Raw genomic sequence first — 16,964 nt, 5'->3', positions numbered from 1 at the left:
GCGCCGCGCGCAGCAACCATGGAAAGCCAGCCTGCCCCCGACCTGCCGGCACCCGCTGCCCGCCCCGCCGTCACCATGGCGGTGGTGATGCGCAAGGTCGCGCTGGCCAACCGCTGGCAGCCGTGGAAGTGGGAGCTGGACGCGGTGCTGCCGGACCTTGGCGAGTTCGGCACGCATCCCGTGTGCCTGGAGCACGACGCCCACGGCGCGCACTGGCTCTACCCGGGCTTCGAGGTGACGTTGTTCCGCGACCAGGGCGAAGGCTATTACCTGAACCTGACCTCGAACACGCCGTGCTGGTTCGTGCTGTGGCGCATGCCAGAGGACGACGGCGCTGGCGAAGAGGCCCATCCGGTGCCGATGACCGTGACGCTGTCGTACAACGAGGCCGGCCGCTGGCTCGATGCCGGCGAGACCGTCGAGAACGTGCCGCTGGCGCCCGAGCAGCGCGAGTGGCTGCAGGCCTATGTCGACCAGCACTACCGGCCCGAGCCCAAGCAGCGGCGCCGGCCCGAATCCTTCAAGGCGCCGGAAGACCGCGCCCGCTACTGATCCTGACGACCTGAGCTTGCCCTGCCGATGAGCGATTCGTCCTTCCTGTCGCGCTGGTCGCGCCGCAAGGCCGCGGTGCGGGAGGGCGTGCCCGTGCCGGCAGAACCGGCACCACCGGCGCATGCCGAAGCCGTCCCCGCGGCCACCGGGGCCGCGCCCGAAGCGCCGCAAGTACCGGCCCCGACGCTGGAGGACGTGGCCGCGCTGCGCCCCGGCGACGAGATCGCCCGGTTCGTGGCCCGCGGCGTGGATGAGTCAGTCAAGCGCGCGGCGCTGAAGACGCTGTTCGCTGATCCGCACTTCAAAGTCATGGACGGGCTCGACATCTATATCGACGACTACAGCAAGCCCGACCCGATCCCGCCGGAGATCCTGCGCCAGCTGCGCCAGTCCGAGACACTGGGCCTGTTCGAGCCGACCGACGAGGAACGCGCGGCGGCACAGGCCGCGGCCGCCGCCGCGGGGCCTGTGGATGTACCGCCGGCGGCGCCCGCCGAGTTCGCCGAATCCGGCGAGACCGCCGACACTACGGACATACCCGCACCAGTCGAAACGCCGCAGCAAACTGTAAGTCAAAGCGCAGAACAGGGCCCGCAAGACCCGGATAAATGCGCGTAGCCTCACAGGTGCAGCGCAGCCTACAATAGGCATCCCCACAATCCGCCGGCCCGCAGACCCCTCGCCAAGAAGGACGTCCGGACCGGTCAGCCGCATTCGCCATGCCGACGCTGATCTGCAACTGCAACGACACCATGCCGCTTGACGGGGCGGCATTGTCCGAAGCAACCAAGGACGCCAACCAGGGCCCCTTGAAGGTCCATCGCCTGCTGTGCCGGCGCGAGATCGGCGACTTCACCGCCGCGCTCGACGGCACCGACGACGTCATCGTCGCCTGCACCCAGGAACGCCAGCTATTTACCGAAGTCGCGGCGCAGGCCGCGCAGGGCAGCGATGGCCGCCCGGTGGTGACCGCGCCGGTGCGCTTCGTCAATATCCGCGAGACCGGCGGCTGGTCACAGGGCGCCCGGCGCGACCCCAAGACCGCCAATGCCAAGATCGCCGCGCTGCTGGCCGTGGCAGCGCTGCCCGAACCTGACCCGGTGCCGGTGGTGGATTACCGTTCCGACGGCGCGGTGCTGGTGCTGGGCCCGGCCCAGCGGGCGCTGCCGTGGGCCGAGCGGCTGGCCGCGATGCAGCTGGAGGTCACGGTGCTGCTGACCGGCAGCGACATGCGTGAAGGCGCCGCGGCGCAGCCTGCGGCGCGCGCCTATCCGGTCCACAGCGGCCGGCTGGCCTCGCTGACAGGCTGGCTGGGCGCGTTCGAGGCCAGCTGGGAGACCGGCGCCGGCCGCAGCAACCCGATCGACCTGGACCTGTGCACCCGCTGCAACGCCTGCATCGACGCCTGTCCCGAGGACGCGATCGACTTCAGCTACCAGATCGACCTGTCGCGCTGCCGCTCGCACCGTGCTTGCGTGCGCGCCTGCGGCGCCGCCGCGGCGATCGACTTCGACCGCCCGCAGGGCACTGTGCAGGGACGCTTCGACCTGGTCTTCGACCTGTGCGACACGCCTGCCTTCACCATGCACCAGCCGCCGCAGGGCTATCTGCACGCCGGCGCCGATGCCGCGCGCCAGCAGGCCCAGGCGCTGATGCTGGCGGGGCTGGTGGGCGAGTTCGAGAAGCCCAGGTTCTTCCGCTACAAGGAAAACCTGTGCGCGCATGGCCGCAACCAGACCACCGGCTGCACCGCCTGCATCGACATCTGCTCGACCGAGGCCATCGGCTCGCGCTGGCACGACGGCAAGGGGCGCATCGAGGTCACGCCCAACTTGTGCATGGGCTGCGGCGCGTGCACCACTGTGTGCCCGAGCGGGGCCATCAGCTATGGCTACCCGGGGCCGGAAGTGACCGGCGCGCGCCTGCGCACGCTGCTGTCAGCGTACCGCCAGGCCGGCGCGCGCGATCCGGTGGTGCTGCTGCATGGCGAGGAATACGGCACGCCCGCGCTGCTGGCACTGGGCCGTTCCGCCCGCGGCGGCAAGGCCAGGGGGGTGCCCGCCAATGTGATGCCGTTGTCGCTGTTCCACCCGGCCTCGGCCGGGCTGGAGCTATGGCTCGCCGCGCTGTGCTGGGGCGCCAGCCGCGTAGCGGTGCTGCTGACCGGCGACGAGGCACCGCAGTACCGCACCGCGCTGCTGGAGCAGATCGCGGTCGGGCGCGCTCTGCTGGCCGGCCTGGGCTATGACGGCGAGGTACTGTCGCTGGTCGAGGCCGCCGATACGCCGGCGCTGGATGCCGGCCTGGCGGCGCTGCGCCCGGGCCGCAACGCAGTGCCGCCGGCGCCGTTCGGCCCCGTCGCGGCCAAGCGCGAGATGCTGGACTTTGTGCTGGACCACCTGGCGCGGCACGCGCCGGTGCCCGCGCCAAGCGTGCCGCTGCCGGCCGGCGCGCCGATCGGCGCGATCGCGGTGGATACGGGCAAGTGCACCATGTGCATGGCCTGCGTCGGCGCGTGCCCGTCGCAGGCGCTGCGCGACAATCCCGAGCGCCCGGTGCTCAGCTTTATCGAGCGCAACTGCGTGCAGTGCGGGCTGTGCGAGAAGACCTGCCCGGAAGACGCCATCAGCCTGGTGCCGCGCCTGCTGGCCGGCGACGCAGCGCGCCGCCCGGTGACCCTGAACGAGACCCAGCCGTTCCATTGCATCCGCTGCGCCAAGCCGTTCGGCACGGCGCAGATGGTGGAGTCGATGCTGGTGCGCCTGGCCGGCCATCCGGCCTTTGCCGGCGCCGCGGCCGAGCGCCTGAAGATGTGCCCTGACTGCCGCGTCATCGACATGATAGAGCGCGATACGGGAACCGCCACCGGCGCCACGCTGCGCTGACAGCGGCCAGGCCACCCAGGACAAATCATCACGACATGACAGATTTCCAGCCGATCCAGCTCACCGCCGCGCCGCCCGCCGACGATGCCGAAGACACCGCCCGCGCCGACCTCTACGGTCTGCTTGCCACGCTGTTCTACCACGCGCCCGACGCCGCGCTGCTGCACCACATCGCCGCCAACCGCGCCGTGGGCGAGGACGCGAACACCGTGCTGGGCAAGGCGTGGAACGCATTGTGCGATGCAGCATCGGAGACCACGGCGGCCGAGGCCGAGGACGAGTACCGGCAGCTGTTCGTGGGCGTGGGCCGCCAGGATGTGTTCCTGTACGGCTCCTTCTACATGACCGGCTTCCTGAACGAGCGCCCGCTGGTGGCGCTGCGCGAAGACCTGGCCCGCTACGGCCTGGAGCGCCATGAAGATGTCAGCGAAACCGAGGACCATATCGCCACGCTGTGCGAGGTGATGCGCTTCCTGGTGGCGGGCGACGACCTGGCGGTGTCCAACCTGGGCGAGCAGCAGCGTTTCTATGCGCAGCACCTGCAGCCCTGGGTGGAGCGATTGTGCGATGCAGTGACGACGCACCCGCAGGCGCGTTTCTATCGCAGCGTGGCAGGCTTGCTGGGCGCGTTTGCCGGCGTGGAAGCGATGGCGCTCGAGATGCATTGAGCCGGCGGCATTGAATATCGGCGCGCTTCGAGGCTTCTTTAGCGCAGCGGGCCCAAGGCGGCCATTTACACGAAAATGGGTTGGAAAGTAGGGAAAAACCCGTGCATATCATGGTCTTTCCTGCTAGTTGATTCTAGAATATGCATAACAACGCATAACGGCTAAAACCATCGGGCTTGGACAGCCGAGGAGCCCCCACATGACACAGAAGCAAACCAGGGTCGCGCGCCGCACGTTTCTCGCGGGCGCTGGAGTTGTGGCTGCCGCTACGGGTGCGGCAGCGCTGACCGCGCGCGGTCCGGCCATGCCGGACCAGGCCGCAGCTCTGCCGGAACCCACCGATCCTCCGTCGGCCAGCAAGGGTTACCGGGTCTCTGACCACATCCGCAAGTACTACCGGACCACGCTGGTGTAGCTGCCAGGGCGGTGTGGTCTGCCGCACCGCCTGCAACCGGACGCGACCTGCGTCCGCATCTGAGGTGAGACATGATCTTGACCCGCAAACGCGCGGCGCAGGGCGCATCCGCCCGCCTCGCTGACGGCCTGGCCAACCGGCCTGAACATGCCGGCGCAGCCTCCGGCCGACTCTCGCAGCGGCTCGCGGCCAGCCTGGCCGGCGCGATGCCGACCATGGACCGCCGCAGCTTCCTCAAGCGCTCTGGCATCGGCGTCGGTGCCGGGCTGGCGGCCTCGCAGCTGACGCTGATCCGCAAGGCGGACGCCGCCGACGACAAGAAGGCGGCTGCCGACGGCAAGACCGGCATCGTGGTCAGGCGCACCGTGTGCGGCCACTGCTCGGTCGGCTGCGCGGTCGACGCGGTGGTGCAGAACGGCGTGTGGATCCGCCAGGAGCCGGTGTTCGATTCGCCCATCAACCTGGGCGCGCACTGCGCCAAGGGCGCGGCGCTGCGCGAGCACGGCCACGGCGAATACCGCCTCAAGTACCCGATGAAGCTGGTCAACGGCAAGTACCAGCGCATCAGCTGGGACCAGGCGCTGGACGAGATCACCGCGAAGATGAAGGAGATCCGCCAGCAGACCGGCCCGGACTCGATGTTCTTCGTCGGCTCGTCCAAGCACAGCAACGAGCAGGCCTACCTGCTGCGCAAGTGGGTGTCGTTCTTCGGCACCAACAACACCGACCACCAGGCGCGCATCTGCCACTCCACCACCGTGGCGGGCGTGGCGAATACCTGGGGATACGGGGCGATGACCAACTCGTACAACGATATGCAGAACGCGAAGGCAGCGCTGTATATCGGATCCAACGCGGCCGAGGCGCACCCGGTATCGATGCTGCACCTGCTGCACGCCAAGGAGAACGGCTGCAAGGTGATCGTGGTCGATCCGCGTTACACGCGCACCGCAGCCAAGGCGCAACACTACGTGCGCATCCGCTCGGGTACCGACATCGCGTTCCTGTTCGGCATGCTGTACCACATCTTCCAGAACGGCTGGGAAGACCAGAAGTACCTGCAGGACCGCGTCTACGGCATGGACAAGGTCAAGGAAGAGGTCATGGCCAAGTGGACGCCCGACAAGGTCGAGGAAGTCTGCGGCGTGCCCGAGGCGCAGGTGAAGATGGTGGCCGAGATCATGGCCAAGAACCGTCCCAGCACGCTGGTGTGGTGCATGGGTCAGACCCAGCACACCATCGGCAACGCGATCGTGCGGGCCTCGTGCCTCGTGCAGCTGGCGCTGGGCAATATCGGCGTGGCGGGAGGCGGCGCCAACATCTTCCGCGGCCATGACAACGTGCAAGGTGCCACGGACGTGGGCCCCAACCCGGACTCGCTGCCGGGCTACTACGGCCTGGCCACCGGCGCGTGGAAGCACTACGCCGCGGTGTGGGGTGTGGACTATGAATGGATCAAGAAGCAGTTCGTCTCGCAGGCGATGATGGAGAAGTCCGGCACCACGGTGTCGCGCTGGATCGATATCGTCACCGAGAAGAACGAGCTGATCGACCAGGACAACAACGTGCGCGGCGTGTTCTTCTGGGGCCATGCCCCGAACTCGCAGACGCGCGGCCTGGAGATGAAGAAGGCGCTGGACAAGCTCGACCTGCTGGTGGTGGTCGACCCCTATCCGTCGGCGACCGCGGCCATGGCCAACATGCCGCCGGCCGAGGGCGACAAGGTCAACCCGAACCGCGCGGTCTACCTGCTGCCGGCCTGCACGCAGTTCGAGACCTCGGGCACGTGCACCGCGTCGAACCGCTCGCTGCAATGGCGCGAGAAGGTCATCGAGCCGCTGTTCGAGTCGATGCCCGACCATACGCTGATGCAGGCGTTTGCCGACCGGCTCGGCTTTGGCAAGGAGCTGTCGAAGAACATGAAGCTGATCGAGGTGAAGCGCGCCGGCCGCACCTGGATGGAGCCGGAGCCAGAATCGATCCTGCGCGAGATCAACGCCAGCAACTGGACCATCGGCTACACCGGCCAGTCGCCGGAGCGGTTGAAGGCGCATATGCGCAATATGCAGATGTTCGACGTCAAGACGCTGCGCTGCAAGGCGGGCAAGGATCCGGTGACCGGCTACGACCTGACCGGCGACTACTTCGGGCTGCCGTGGCCGTGCTACGGCACGCCGGAACTGAAGCACCCGGGCTCGCCCAACCTGTACGACACCAGCAAGCACGTGATGGACGGCGGCGGCAACTTCCGCGCCAATTTCGGCGTGGAGCGCGACGGCGTCAGCCTGCTGGCGGAGGACGGTTCGTATTCGCTGGGCGCTGAGATCACCACCGGCTATCCGGAGTTCGATCATGTGCTGCTGAAGAAGCTGGGGTGGTGGGACGACCTGACCGATGCCGAGAAGGCCAAGGCCGAAGGCAAGAACTGGAAGACCGACCTGTCGGGCGGCATCCAGCGCGTGGTGATGAAGAACCATGGCTGCCACCCGTTCGGCAACGCCAAGGCGCGCGCGGTGGTATGGAACTTCCCCGACGCGATCCCGCAGCATCGCGAGCCGCTGTACTCCACGCGCCCGGACATGGTCGCCAAGTACCCGACCCACGACGACAAGATGGCGTTCTGGCGGCTGCCGACGCTGTACAAGTCGGTGCAGCAGCGCAATATCGAGAACAAGGTCTATGAAAAGTTCCCGATCATCCTGACCTCCGGGCGGCTGGTCGAGTACGAGGGCGGTGGCGAAGAAACCCGCTCCAACCCGTGGCTGGCCGAACTGCAGCAGGAGAACTTCGTCGAGATCAACCCGCGCGCGGCGTCCGACCGCGGTATCCGCAACGGTGACTTCTGCTGGGTGAAGACGCCCACCGGGGCCCGCATCAAGGTGCGCGCGCTGGTGACCGAGCGGGTGGGGCCCGATACCGCGTTTATCCCGTTCCATTTCTCGGGCTGGTGGCAAGGCAAGGACCTGAAGGACTACTATCCCGCGGGCGCGATGCCGGTGGTGCGCGGCGAGGCGGTCAACACGGCCACCACCTACGGCTATGACTCGGTGACGATGATGCAGGAAACCAAGACCACCGTTTGCCAGATCGAGCGGTTTGCCTAAGCGCAGAGGGACACCATGGCACGCATGAAATTTATCTGTGACGCCGAGCGCTGCATCGAGTGCAACAGCTGCGTCACTGCCTGCAAGAACGAGCACGAGGTGCCCTGGGGCGTGAACCGGCGCCGCGTGGTCACCGTCAACGACGGCATGGTCGGCGCCGAGAAATCGATCTCGGTGGCCTGCATGCACTGTTCGGACGCGCCCTGCATGGCGGTCTGCCCGGTCGACTGCTTCTACCGCACCGAGGACGGCGTGGTGCTGCACGACAAGGACGTCTGCATCGGCTGCGGCTACTGCTCCTACGCCTGCCCGTTCGGCGCGCCGCAGTTCCCGTCGACCGGCACCTTCGGCGTGCGCGGCAAGATGGACAAGTGCACCTTCTGCGCTGGCGGCCCGGAAAAGAACGGCTCGGAAGCTGAGTTCGAGAAATACGGCCGCAACCGCCTGGCCGAAGGCAAGCTGCCGCTGTGCGCCGAGATGTGCTCGACCAAGGCGCTGCTGGGCGGCGACGGCGATGTGATCGCCGACATCCTGCGCAACCGCGTGATCAAGCGCGGCACCGGCGGCGACGTGTTCGGCTGGGGCACGGCCTACGGCACCGCCAAGGGCGGCGCGGCCCAGCCGGCCCAACCGGCACAGCCGGCGCCCGCTGCACCGGCCGCACCCGCGGCCCCGGGAGGGCAAGCGTCATGAACCGCGTCCGCGTTGTTGCATTGGTGTCGCTGTGCGGCGTGCTGCTGGCAGCTTGCGGCGAGAAGCCGCAGACCATCAGCCCGTCGCACCGCAAGACTGACGCCCAGGCCTACCAGGGCGCCCCGGATGATCCGTTCGTGGCCAAGGGCTGGAAGCAGGGCGACAAGACCAGCTGGGACAACCAGATTCGCCAGCGCAACCAGTTGCAGAACGAGTACAACCGCACGCAATGAAGGCGCTGCAGCTGGGCCGCCCCGGCAGCCGGGCGCTGGCCCTCGACGATCCGAAGGAGTGCACATGACGCCGTCGCAGAATGCATGCCGCGCAGGCTGGCGGCGCTGGCTCAGCGCCGGCGCGCTGGCACTGGCGGCCTTTGCCGGCACCGCCGCCGCACAGGCGCCGGCCTCGGCACCGCCGGCACCGGCCGCCGCGCAGGCCAATGCCGACACCAACAACCCGGCCACGCACCCGGTCCAGCCGCTGGCCGGCATCGCATCCGAGAATATCTTCAACATACCGCGCCGCGATATCGCCGCCGAGGCCCAGTCGCAGCAGCAGCGCACCGTCACGCAGCCCGGCAACAATGCGCCGGTCTGGCGCGAGGTCAATTCCGACCAGCGCCACTACAGCAGCCTGCCCGACAAGGAAGCCGGCGTGCTGATCCAGCGCACCGGGCAGCAATGGCGCCTGTTCCGCAACGGCGTCATCACCGTCTGGGGCGGCTGGCTGCTGCTGGTGGTGCCGCTTGCCATCCTGGGCTTCTTCCTCTGGCGCGGCGCCATCCCGCTGCGCACGCCGCGCACCGGCCGCATGATCGAGCGCTTCACGCCGCTTGAGCGCATTGTCCACTGGACCATGGCGATCTCGTTCGTGGTGCTGGCGGTGTCGGGCATCGTGCTGCTGCTGGGCAAGCATTTCCTGCTGCCGCTGATGGGCCACATGCTGTTCGGCTGGCTGACCTACGTGCTGAAGAACCTGCACAACGTGATCGGCCCGATCTTCACGCTGTCGGTGATCGTGGCCTTCGTGGTGTTCGTGCGCGACAACCTGCCCAACCGCGACGACATGCGCTGGGTCACCAGCCTTGGCGGCCTGGCGTCCGGCAAGCATGTGCCGAGCGGGCGCTTCAATGCCGGCGAGAAGATGTGGTTCTGGATCGGCGTGTTCGTGTTCGGGCTGGTGCTGTCGGCATCGGGCTGGGTGCTGGACATGATCGTGCCAGGCATGGACTACTACCGCGCGACCATGCAGATCGCCAACGTGATCCATGGGATCTCGGCCGTGCTGATGATCGCGATGGCGTGCGGCCATATCTACATGGGCACGGTCGGCATGGAAGGCGCCTACCGCGCCATGCGCGACGGCTGGGTGGACGAGGCCTGGGCCAAGGAGCACCACGAGCACTGGTACGACGACATCAAGTCCGGCAAGATCCCGGCCCAGCGTTCGGCCAGCCCGGAAGCCGCCGCGGGGCGCAACACCCGGCATACCCCGGGCGAAGCCTGAGGCCGGCTGCCAACCAGACCATGCGGAACCCACGATGACGATGACACGCACCCTGACGCTGGTTGCCCTGTGCGCGGGCGCCACCCTTGCCACCGGCGCGCTGGCCAAGCTGCCGCCGCCGACCGAGGCCCAGCAGGCCAAGGCCGCTGAGACCAAGGCGCGCGCCGCCTGGGCCGACAAGGTCGCCGCCTACCAGTTGTGCCGCGCGCAGGACAAGACCGCGGCGCGTTACTTCGCCGAGCGCAAGGCCCACGGCCAGGAAACCCGCGCGCCGTCGCAAGCCGCCGCGTGTGCCGATCCGGGCCCGTTTGTGGCGCCGACCGCCGCTGCGCCTGCCGCCCCGGCGCCAGCCGTGGCCAGCACCGCGGCCGACGCCAAACCAGCCGCGGCCGGCGCGGTACAATCCCCTGCAAAGGCGCCGTAACCACAGCCCCATGCACGCCGCGCGCGGCGCGGGGCCCTCACCAGCAGTCCCGAGCCCCTCGTCATGACCCTGCGTCCCGAGCTTACCCAGGCAGCCGTTCCCCTGATCGAAGAGGTTGAAGTCGTCGACGAGCAGGGCCGCGTGCGCGCGGCCTACCTGCCGGGCGAGCGTCCGCTGACGGTCTACCTCGACAAGCGCGAGCTGGTCACGCTGATGACCCTGGGCGGCGCGCCCGAGCACCTGGTGCTCGGCTACCTGCGCAACCAGCGGCTGGTGGAATCGATCGAAGACATCGCCGCGGTGCAGGTCGACTGGGAAACCGAGTCCGCCGCCGTGACCACGCGCAATGGCGTGGACCGCATCGAGGAACGCACCGCGCGCCGCGTGGTGACCACCGGCTGCGGGCAAGGCACCGTGTTCGGCTCGCTGCTCGATGAGGTCGACAACATCCGCCTGCCGGTTGGCGCCACGCTGGACCAGGACACCCTGTACGGCATCATCGACACCATCCGGCTGCAGCAGTCGGTCTACAAGCAGGCTGGCTCGGTGCACGGCTGCGCGCTGTTCCAGGGCACCGAGCTGCTGATGTTCATCGAGGACGTGGGCCGCCACAACGCCGTGGACGCCATCGCCGGGCGCATGTGGCTGGAAGGCATGACGGGCAGCGACAAGATCTTCTACACCACCGGGCGCCTGACTTCCGAGATGGTGATCAAGGGCGCGCAGATGGGCATCCCGTTCCTGCTGTCGCGCTCGGGCGTGACGCAGATGGGCTACCAGATGGCCCGGCGCGTCAACCTGACGCTGTTTGCGCGCTGCACCGGCAAGCACTTCCTGCTCTACACCGGGCGCGAGCGCTTCCGCCACCGGCTGCCTGAAGACGCGGTGGCGTAAGCGGCACTTGGTTGTTTGCGTTTGCATAAAGGGGTGGGCGCGATTGGTTGTACAATGCGGCGCACTCCGAGCCAGTGTGTTTACCCTCCCAACCTTATGAGCATCAAATCCGACAAGTGGATCCGCCGCATGGCGGAGCAGCACGGCATGATCGAGCCGTTCGCGCCAGGCCAGGTCCGGGAGCAGGACGGGCGCAAGATCGTTTCGTACGGCACCTCGAGCTACGGCTACGACATCCGCTGCGCCGACGAATTCAAGATCTTCACCAATATCAACAGCACCATCGTCGATCCGAAGAATTTCGACGAGAAGTCGTTCGTGGATTTCAAGGGCGATGTCTGCATCATCCCGCCCAATTCGTTCGCGCTGGCGCGCACGATGGAATACTTCCGGATCCCGCGCAGCGTGCTGACCATCTGCCTGGGCAAGAGCACCTACGCCCGCTGCGGCATCATCGTCAATGTGACGCCGTTCGAGCCTGAGTGGGAAGGCTATGTGACGCTGGAGTTCTCCAACACCACGCCGCTGCCCGCCAAGATCTACGCCGGCGAGGGTTGCGCCCAGGTGCTGTTCTTCGAGAGCGACGAAGTCTGCGAGACCTCGTACCGCGACCGCGGCGGCAAGTACCAGGGCCAGCACGGTGTCACACTGCCGAAGACCTGAGCGCATTACAATGCCGGCGTTTGCCGGAAGGCTGGCCCCGAGAATGGCCGCCACACCTGACGTCAGAGCCACATGTCGCCGCAGCGGGGAACCTCCTGCCGGCCATGTGGCTCAAGTCCTTTATGTCCTGCTTTCCATCAAGGATGCCCGATGAAATTCCGTTTCCCCGTCATCATCATTGACGAAGACTTTCGCTCCGAGAACATCTCCGGCTCGGGCATCCGCGCGCTGGCCGAGGCGATCGAGAAAGAGGGCATGGAGGTCATGGGCCTGACCAGCTACGGCGACCTGACGTCGTTTGCGCAGCAGTCCAGCCGGGCATCGACCTTTATTGTCTCGATCGATGACGACGAGTTCACGCGCGACGGCGATGACCAGCCCGAGGCCGCCGCCATCGAAAAGCTGCGCGCCTTCGTCACCGAAGTGCGCCGCCGCAACTCGGACCTGCCGATCTTCCTGTACGGCGAGACCCGCACCTCGCGCCACATCCCCAACGATATTCTGCGCGAGCTGCACGGCTTCATCCACATGTTCGAGGACACGCCGGAATTCGTGGCACGCCACATCATCCGCGAAGCCAAGGTCTACCTCGACACGCTGGCGCCGCCGTTCTTCAAGGCGCTGATCGACTACGCGCAGGACAGCTCGTACTCGTGGCACTGCCCGGGGCACTCGGGCGGCGTGGCTTTCCTGAAGAGCCCGGTGGGCCAGGTGTTCCACCAGTTCTTCGGCGAGAACATGCTGCGCGCCGACGTCTGCAACGCGGTCGATGAACTGGGCCAGCTGCTGGACCACACCGGCCCGGTGGCCGCGTCGGAGCGCAATGCCGCGCGCATCTTCAACTCCGACCACATGTATTTCGTCACCAACGGCACCTCCACCTCGAACAAGATGGTGTGGCATGCCAACGTGGCGCCGGGCGACATCGTGGTGGTGGACCGCAACTGCCACAAGTCGATCCTGCACGCGATCATGATGACGGGCGCGATCCCGGTCTTCCTGATGCCCACGCGCAACCACTACGGCATCATCGGCCCGATCCCGAAGAGCGAGTTCGATCCGGAGACGATCAGGAAGAAGATCGCCAACCACCCGTTCGCCAGCAAGGCCAAGAACCAGAAGCCGCGCATCCTGACCATCACTCAGGGTACGTACGACGGCGTGCTGTACAACGCCGAGCAGATCAAGGAAATGCTGGCCGCCGAGATCGATACGCTGCACTTCGATGAAGCCTGGCTGCCGCATGCGGCCTTCCACGACTTCTATCGCAATATGCACGCGATCGGCAAGGACCGCCCGCGCAGCAAGGACGCGCTGGTGTTCGCCACCCAGTCGACGCACAAGCTGCTGGCCGGCCTGTCGCAGGCCTCGCAGATCCTGGTGCAGGATTCCGAGACGCGCAAGCTGGACCGCTACCGCTTCAACGAGGCGTACCTGATGCACACCTCGACCAGCCCGCAGTACTCGATCATCGCCTCGTGCGACGTGGCCGCGGCGATGATGGAAGCGCCGGGCGGCACCGCGCTGGTGGAAGAAAGCATCCAGGAGGCGATGGATTTCCGCCGCGCCATGCGCAAGGTCGAGGGCGACTACGACGACGGCAACAACGGCGACTGGTGGTTCAAGGTGTGGGGCCCGGACGCACTGATCGAAGACGGCATCGGCGACCGCGAAGAGTGGATGCTCAAGGCCAATGAGCGCTGGCACGGCTTCGGCGACCTCGCCGACGGCTTCAACCTGCTCGACCCGATCAAGGCCACCATCATCACCCCGGGCCTGGACGTGGACGGCGAGTTCAGCGAACGCGGCATCCCGGCGGCCATCGTCACCAAGTACCTGGCCGAGCACGGCATCATCATCGAGAAGACCGGGCTGTATTCGTTCTTCATCATGTTCACTATCGGCATCACCAAGGGCCGCTGGAACTCGCTGGTGACTGAGCTGCAGCAGTTCAAGGACGACTACGACCAGAACCAGCCGCTGTGGCGCGTGCTGCCGGAATTCGTCGCCAAGCACCCGCAATACGAGCGCATGGGCCTGCGTGACCTGTGCGATGCGATCCACAGCGTGTACAAGGCCAACGACGTGGCCCGTGTGACGACGGAGATGTACCTGTCGGACATGGAGCCGGCGATGAAGCCGTCGGACGCCTGGGCCATGATGGCGCACCGCGAGATCGAGCGCGTGCCGGTCGACGACCTGGAGGGCCGCGTCACCGCCATCCTGCTGACGCCGTACCCGCCGGGCATTCCGCTGCTGATTCCGGGCGAGCGCTTCAACCGCACCATCGTGCAGTACCTGAAGTTCGCGCGCGAGTTCAACAAGCTGTTCCCTGGCTTCGAGACCGACATCCACGGCCTGGTCGAGGACGAGGTCGACGGCAAGACGGCGTACTTTGTCGACTGCGTGAAGCAGGGCGGCTGAGCGCCAGTCCGCGTTCCGCTGACGTGAGCAGGGCCCCGCTATGCGGGGTCCTTTCTTTTGGGGTGGGGCTAGGTGAACGGATTCAGCAGCATCGCGCCCGTGCCGCGGAAATCCTCAACATTGCGCGTGACAATGGTCAGGTCGTGGATCAGCGCGGTGGCGGCAATGAACTTGTCCAGCGCGTGCTCAGGCCGCGGCGCGCGCAGCTGGCCCCAGACCTGGGCGACGTCGGCATCGACCGGCAACACCAGCCGGCCAAAATCCTCCAGCACGGTCGCCAGCCATCGCTCAAGCAGCTCGGCCTGCGCCGTATCGCCGCGATGGCGGATCAGCGCTACGCCACGCTGGAGCTCGCCCACGGTCAGCGCCGACAGGTAGAGCGCGGCACCTTCCCGCGCCGCCTGCCGGAAGAACGCGCGCACGCCGGGGTTGGCGCGCTCGCGCTTGCGCGTTTCGCTGATGACGTTGGTATCAATCAAATACACGCGGCGCCTCGCCTGGATTCTGGATCCGCTCGAAGTCGGCGTCTTGCCCGACGTCCGGGATGCTGGCCAGCACCTCGGCCAGGCTGCGCCGGCGCGTGCCGCCCAGCGCCTGCGCCAGGATGGCGCGGTGTTCGGCCTCGGCGCTGCGGCCGTTGGCGACGGCCCGCTCGCGCAGGCGCTGGACCAGGGATTCATCGATGCCACGAACGAGTAGTGTTGCCATCTTGAGCTCCTCACCATCGGATGGAGGGATGATAGCATTGTTATCAGTACGGCGGTCACGTATCGATGGCAGGCCATACATTGTGGCGGTGCCGGGCCGGTCCAAGGCTTTGGTGATTTGCATGGTGATCTCCTGGATCAAGTCGCTGAACGCAGGAGCCAGTCTGGGCCGCGCCGGGGCGCCGGTCGATGAGCCGATTCGCAATCGCGCGCCCGTCTCCTTCCCGCAACGCCCGCTTTTACAATACCGCCGCACCGCGGATCAGAGCTGCGCCAGGACTTCCTCCAGCGTGACATGGCCCTGGAAGCCGCCTTGGCTTTGCGCCGGCGCCTGCCGCTCGACGGCGTGGGCGAAGCGTACCGCCGGATCGGCTTCCAGCTGGTTGTAGAGGCGCTGCAGGTTCGGATAGTCCTCGCGGTTCAGCACTGCGTGGTACTTGGTCCAGCGGGCGATGCCTATGAAGTAGGCGTCGGCCACCGTGCGGTGCTCGCCAAGCAGCCACGGCCGGCCGCCCAGCATGGCTTCAAGCTCGGCATGCACGTTGCGGACTTCCGCCGCGCCATAGCGGGTCAGGGCCTCGAGTTCGGCCCCTTGCACGCCATGCTCCAGCGCGTACCAGAGCGGTGCGAAGGCGCTGAAAAAGCTGGTGTTGAGGTAGCCCAGCATCTGGTTGAGCCGGTCGAAATCCCGCGTGTCCTGCGCAAAGCCGAGCTTGCCGGCGATGCCGCGCGCGCCGATGTGGTTCATGATCGCCTGGCTTTCGCTGAGGAAGTTGCCTTGCGCGTCCATCAGCGTTGGCGTTTCACCAATCGGGTTGATGCGGCGGTAGGCGTCGCTGGTCACGATTTCCGGCATCTCGATGCGGCTCAGGCGATACGGTTCGCCCAGCCATTCAAGCGCGACGATCGAACCGAACGAGCAGCCAGAGGGGACGCCATAGAAGAGGGTGGTAGTAGGCATGGGAAGTTCTCCTGGTTTGGGTAGCGCCCGCCGATCGGGCATAGGGGAACTGTAGATGTGTGGACTTTGCGCGAGTAGTGGGCAAAAATCCGACCTATCGTCCACATGTGTAGACTTTGCGCCGTCATGCTGAACCTGAACGACCTGCGCTTCTTTGTCATGGCCGTAGCCAATGGCGGCTTTGCCGCCGCCGGGCGCGCGCTGGGCGTGCCCAAATCCACCGTCAGCAAGCGCGTGGCCGAACTGGAGCAGGCGCTGCAGGCGCGGCTGCTCTACCGGAGTTCACGCAGCTTTACGCTGACCGATGCCGGCCGGGATTTCTACGAGCATGCGCGCGCGGCACTGATCGAGGCCGAGGCGGCGCAGGAGGCTGTGCAGCGGCGCGTGGCCGAACCCAGCGGCACGGTGCGCATCACGGCGTCGGTGCCTACCGCGCAGCAGTATCTGGCCATGCACCTGCCCGCGCTGGCCCGTGCCTATCCGCGCCTGCACTTGCAACTGGAGGTGTCCGACCGGAGGGTCGACCTGGTCCAGGAGGGTTTCGACATTGCCGTACGCAGCCATTTCGCGCCGCTGCCGGACTCGGGCCTGGTGCAGCGCCAGCTTGCAGTGGACGAGATCGTGCTGGTGGCGTCGCCCGCCTACCTGTCGGGCCGCGGCACGCCGCAAGCGCCCGCGCAGCTGTCCGACCATGATGGGCTGCTGACCGGGGCCGCCGCCGGCACCTGGCGCCTGAGCGGGCCGGCCGGCACGGGTGCGGAAGTCACGCCGGTGCCCCGCATGACCGTGAACGAATCCGCCGTGCTGCTCGGTGCCGCCGTGGCGGGGCTGGGTATCGTGCCGCTGCCGCAGGAACTGTGCCGCGCGGCGCTGGCGGCCGGCGAACTGGTGCGCGTGCTGCCGGACTGGACCGCGGGCAGCGTGACCACCACGCTGCTGATGCCGGCGCGGCGCGGGCAGTTGCCCGGCGTGCGCGCGACGGTGGATTTCCTGGTGCAATGCCTGGCGCCGGCCGGCGCCGGGGCGGACGCGCGCCCATGAAAAAGCCCCGCATTGCTGCGGGGCCCT

17 protein-coding genes are annotated in these 16,964 nt (G+C 67.2%); 14 read left to right on the top strand and 3 right to left on the bottom strand.

Annotated elements, in window-relative coordinates; all coding sequences use genetic code 11:
• Nucleotides 1-18: 18 nt before the first annotated feature.
• The 13 genes from AC1Q6V_RS06410 (at nucleotide 19) to AC1Q6V_RS06350 (ending at nucleotide 14,228) form a co-directional block, all read left to right on the top strand.
• Nucleotides 19-552, top strand: a complete 534-nt coding sequence (locus tag AC1Q6V_RS06410; RefSeq protein ID WP_492316402.1) for a DUF3305 domain-containing protein — start codon at nucleotides 19-21, stop codon at nucleotides 550-552.
• Nucleotides 553-579: 27 nt separating this feature from the next.
• Nucleotides 580-1,170 (top strand): DUF3306 domain-containing protein, encoded by a 591-nt coding sequence (locus AC1Q6V_RS06405; protein ID WP_010813853.1) that lies wholly within the window; start codon nucleotides 580-582, stop codon nucleotides 1,168-1,170.
• Between the two features lie 101 nt (nucleotides 1,171-1,271).
• Complete coding sequence (locus AC1Q6V_RS06400; protein WP_011615920.1) at nucleotides 1,272-3,437, top strand: 4Fe-4S binding protein; 2,166 nt, start codon at nucleotides 1,272-1,274, stop codon at nucleotides 3,435-3,437.
• Between the two features lie 35 nt (nucleotides 3,438-3,472).
• On the top strand, nucleotides 3,473-4,105 hold the full coding sequence (locus AC1Q6V_RS06395) for a TorD/DmsD family molecular chaperone (protein WP_010813851.1): 633 nt from the start codon (nucleotides 3,473-3,475) through the stop codon (nucleotides 4,103-4,105).
• Nucleotides 4,106-4,304: 199 nt separating this feature from the next.
• A complete protein-coding gene (locus AC1Q6V_RS06390; RefSeq protein ID WP_010813850.1) occupies nucleotides 4,305-4,520 on the top strand; it encodes a hypothetical protein in 216 nt (71 codons plus the stop codon).
• A gap of 71 nt (nucleotides 4,521-4,591) precedes the next feature.
• Complete coding sequence (locus AC1Q6V_RS06385; RefSeq protein ID WP_058696733.1) at nucleotides 4,592-7,624, top strand: molybdopterin-dependent oxidoreductase; 3,033 nt, start codon at nucleotides 4,592-4,594, stop codon at nucleotides 7,622-7,624.
• A gap of 15 nt (nucleotides 7,625-7,639) precedes the next feature.
• Nucleotides 7,640-8,317: a formate dehydrogenase FDH3 subunit beta gene (gene fdh3B, locus AC1Q6V_RS06380; RefSeq protein WP_010813848.1), complete on the top strand. Its 678-nt coding sequence runs from the start codon at nucleotides 7,640-7,642 to the stop codon at nucleotides 8,315-8,317.
• Nucleotides 8,314-8,550 carry a hypothetical protein gene (locus tag AC1Q6V_RS06375; RefSeq protein WP_010813847.1) on the top strand — a complete coding sequence of 79 codons (237 nt, stop codon included), beginning with the start codon at nucleotides 8,314-8,316 and terminating at the stop codon, nucleotides 8,548-8,550. Before fdh3B ends, AC1Q6V_RS06375 begins: the two co-directional genes overlap by 4 nt.
• A 64-nt stretch (nucleotides 8,551-8,614) precedes the next feature.
• The gene (locus tag AC1Q6V_RS06370) at nucleotides 8,615-9,823 is read left to right on the top strand and encodes a formate dehydrogenase subunit gamma (RefSeq protein WP_010813846.1); all 1,209 of its coding nucleotides are present in this window, start codon (nucleotides 8,615-8,617) and stop codon (nucleotides 9,821-9,823) included.
• A 34-nt stretch (nucleotides 9,824-9,857) separates the two neighbouring features.
• Nucleotides 9,858-10,247: a hypothetical protein gene (locus tag AC1Q6V_RS06365; RefSeq protein WP_010813845.1), complete on the top strand. Its 390-nt coding sequence runs from the start codon at nucleotides 9,858-9,860 to the stop codon at nucleotides 10,245-10,247.
• Between the two features lie 63 nt (nucleotides 10,248-10,310).
• Nucleotides 10,311-11,141 carry a formate dehydrogenase accessory sulfurtransferase FdhD gene (locus AC1Q6V_RS06360; protein WP_010813844.1) on the top strand — a complete coding sequence of 277 codons (831 nt, stop codon included), beginning with the start codon at nucleotides 10,311-10,313 and terminating at the stop codon, nucleotides 11,139-11,141.
• Nucleotides 11,142-11,237: 96 nt separating this feature from the next.
• The gene (gene dcd, locus AC1Q6V_RS06355) at nucleotides 11,238-11,804 is read left to right on the top strand and encodes a dCTP deaminase (RefSeq protein ID WP_010813843.1); all 567 of its coding nucleotides are present in this window, start codon (nucleotides 11,238-11,240) and stop codon (nucleotides 11,802-11,804) included.
• 150 nt (nucleotides 11,805-11,954) lie between these two features.
• Nucleotides 11,955-14,228, top strand: coding sequence for an Orn/Lys/Arg family decarboxylase (locus AC1Q6V_RS06350; RefSeq protein WP_454751236.1), 2,274 nt, complete (start codon nucleotides 11,955-11,957; stop codon nucleotides 14,226-14,228).
• A 68-nt stretch (nucleotides 14,229-14,296) separates the two neighbouring features.
• Here the strand turns inward: AC1Q6V_RS06350 and AC1Q6V_RS06345 are convergent, their stop codons facing one another.
• From AC1Q6V_RS06345 to AC1Q6V_RS06335, 3 genes are all read right to left on the bottom strand, one after another.
• Complete coding sequence (locus AC1Q6V_RS06345) at nucleotides 14,297-14,713, bottom strand: type II toxin-antitoxin system VapC family toxin (protein WP_454751235.1); 417 nt, start codon at nucleotides 14,711-14,713, stop codon at nucleotides 14,297-14,299.
• A complete protein-coding gene (locus tag AC1Q6V_RS06340) occupies nucleotides 14,700-14,936 on the bottom strand; it encodes a FitA-like ribbon-helix-helix domain-containing protein (protein ID WP_010813840.1) in 237 nt (78 codons plus the stop codon). The genes AC1Q6V_RS06345 and AC1Q6V_RS06340 overlap by 14 nt, the downstream gene beginning before the upstream one ends.
• A gap of 261 nt (nucleotides 14,937-15,197) precedes the next feature.
• Nucleotides 15,198-15,896, bottom strand: coding sequence for a glutathione S-transferase family protein (locus AC1Q6V_RS06335; RefSeq protein ID WP_454751234.1), 699 nt, complete (start codon nucleotides 15,894-15,896; stop codon nucleotides 15,198-15,200).
• A 126-nt stretch (nucleotides 15,897-16,022) separates the two neighbouring features.
• Between AC1Q6V_RS06335 and AC1Q6V_RS06330 the strand changes: the two genes are divergently transcribed.
• Nucleotides 16,023-16,937: a LysR substrate-binding domain-containing protein gene (locus AC1Q6V_RS06330; RefSeq protein WP_454751233.1), complete on the top strand. Its 915-nt coding sequence runs from the start codon at nucleotides 16,023-16,025 to the stop codon at nucleotides 16,935-16,937.
• The last annotated feature ends 27 nt before the right edge of the window (nucleotides 16,938-16,964 follow it).

The organism is Cupriavidus sp. GW823-FHT07B10 (assembly GCF_058794355.1).
The sequence above is the reverse complement of the archived record's forward strand: the minus strand, read 5'-3'. Positions and strand labels throughout refer to the sequence as shown.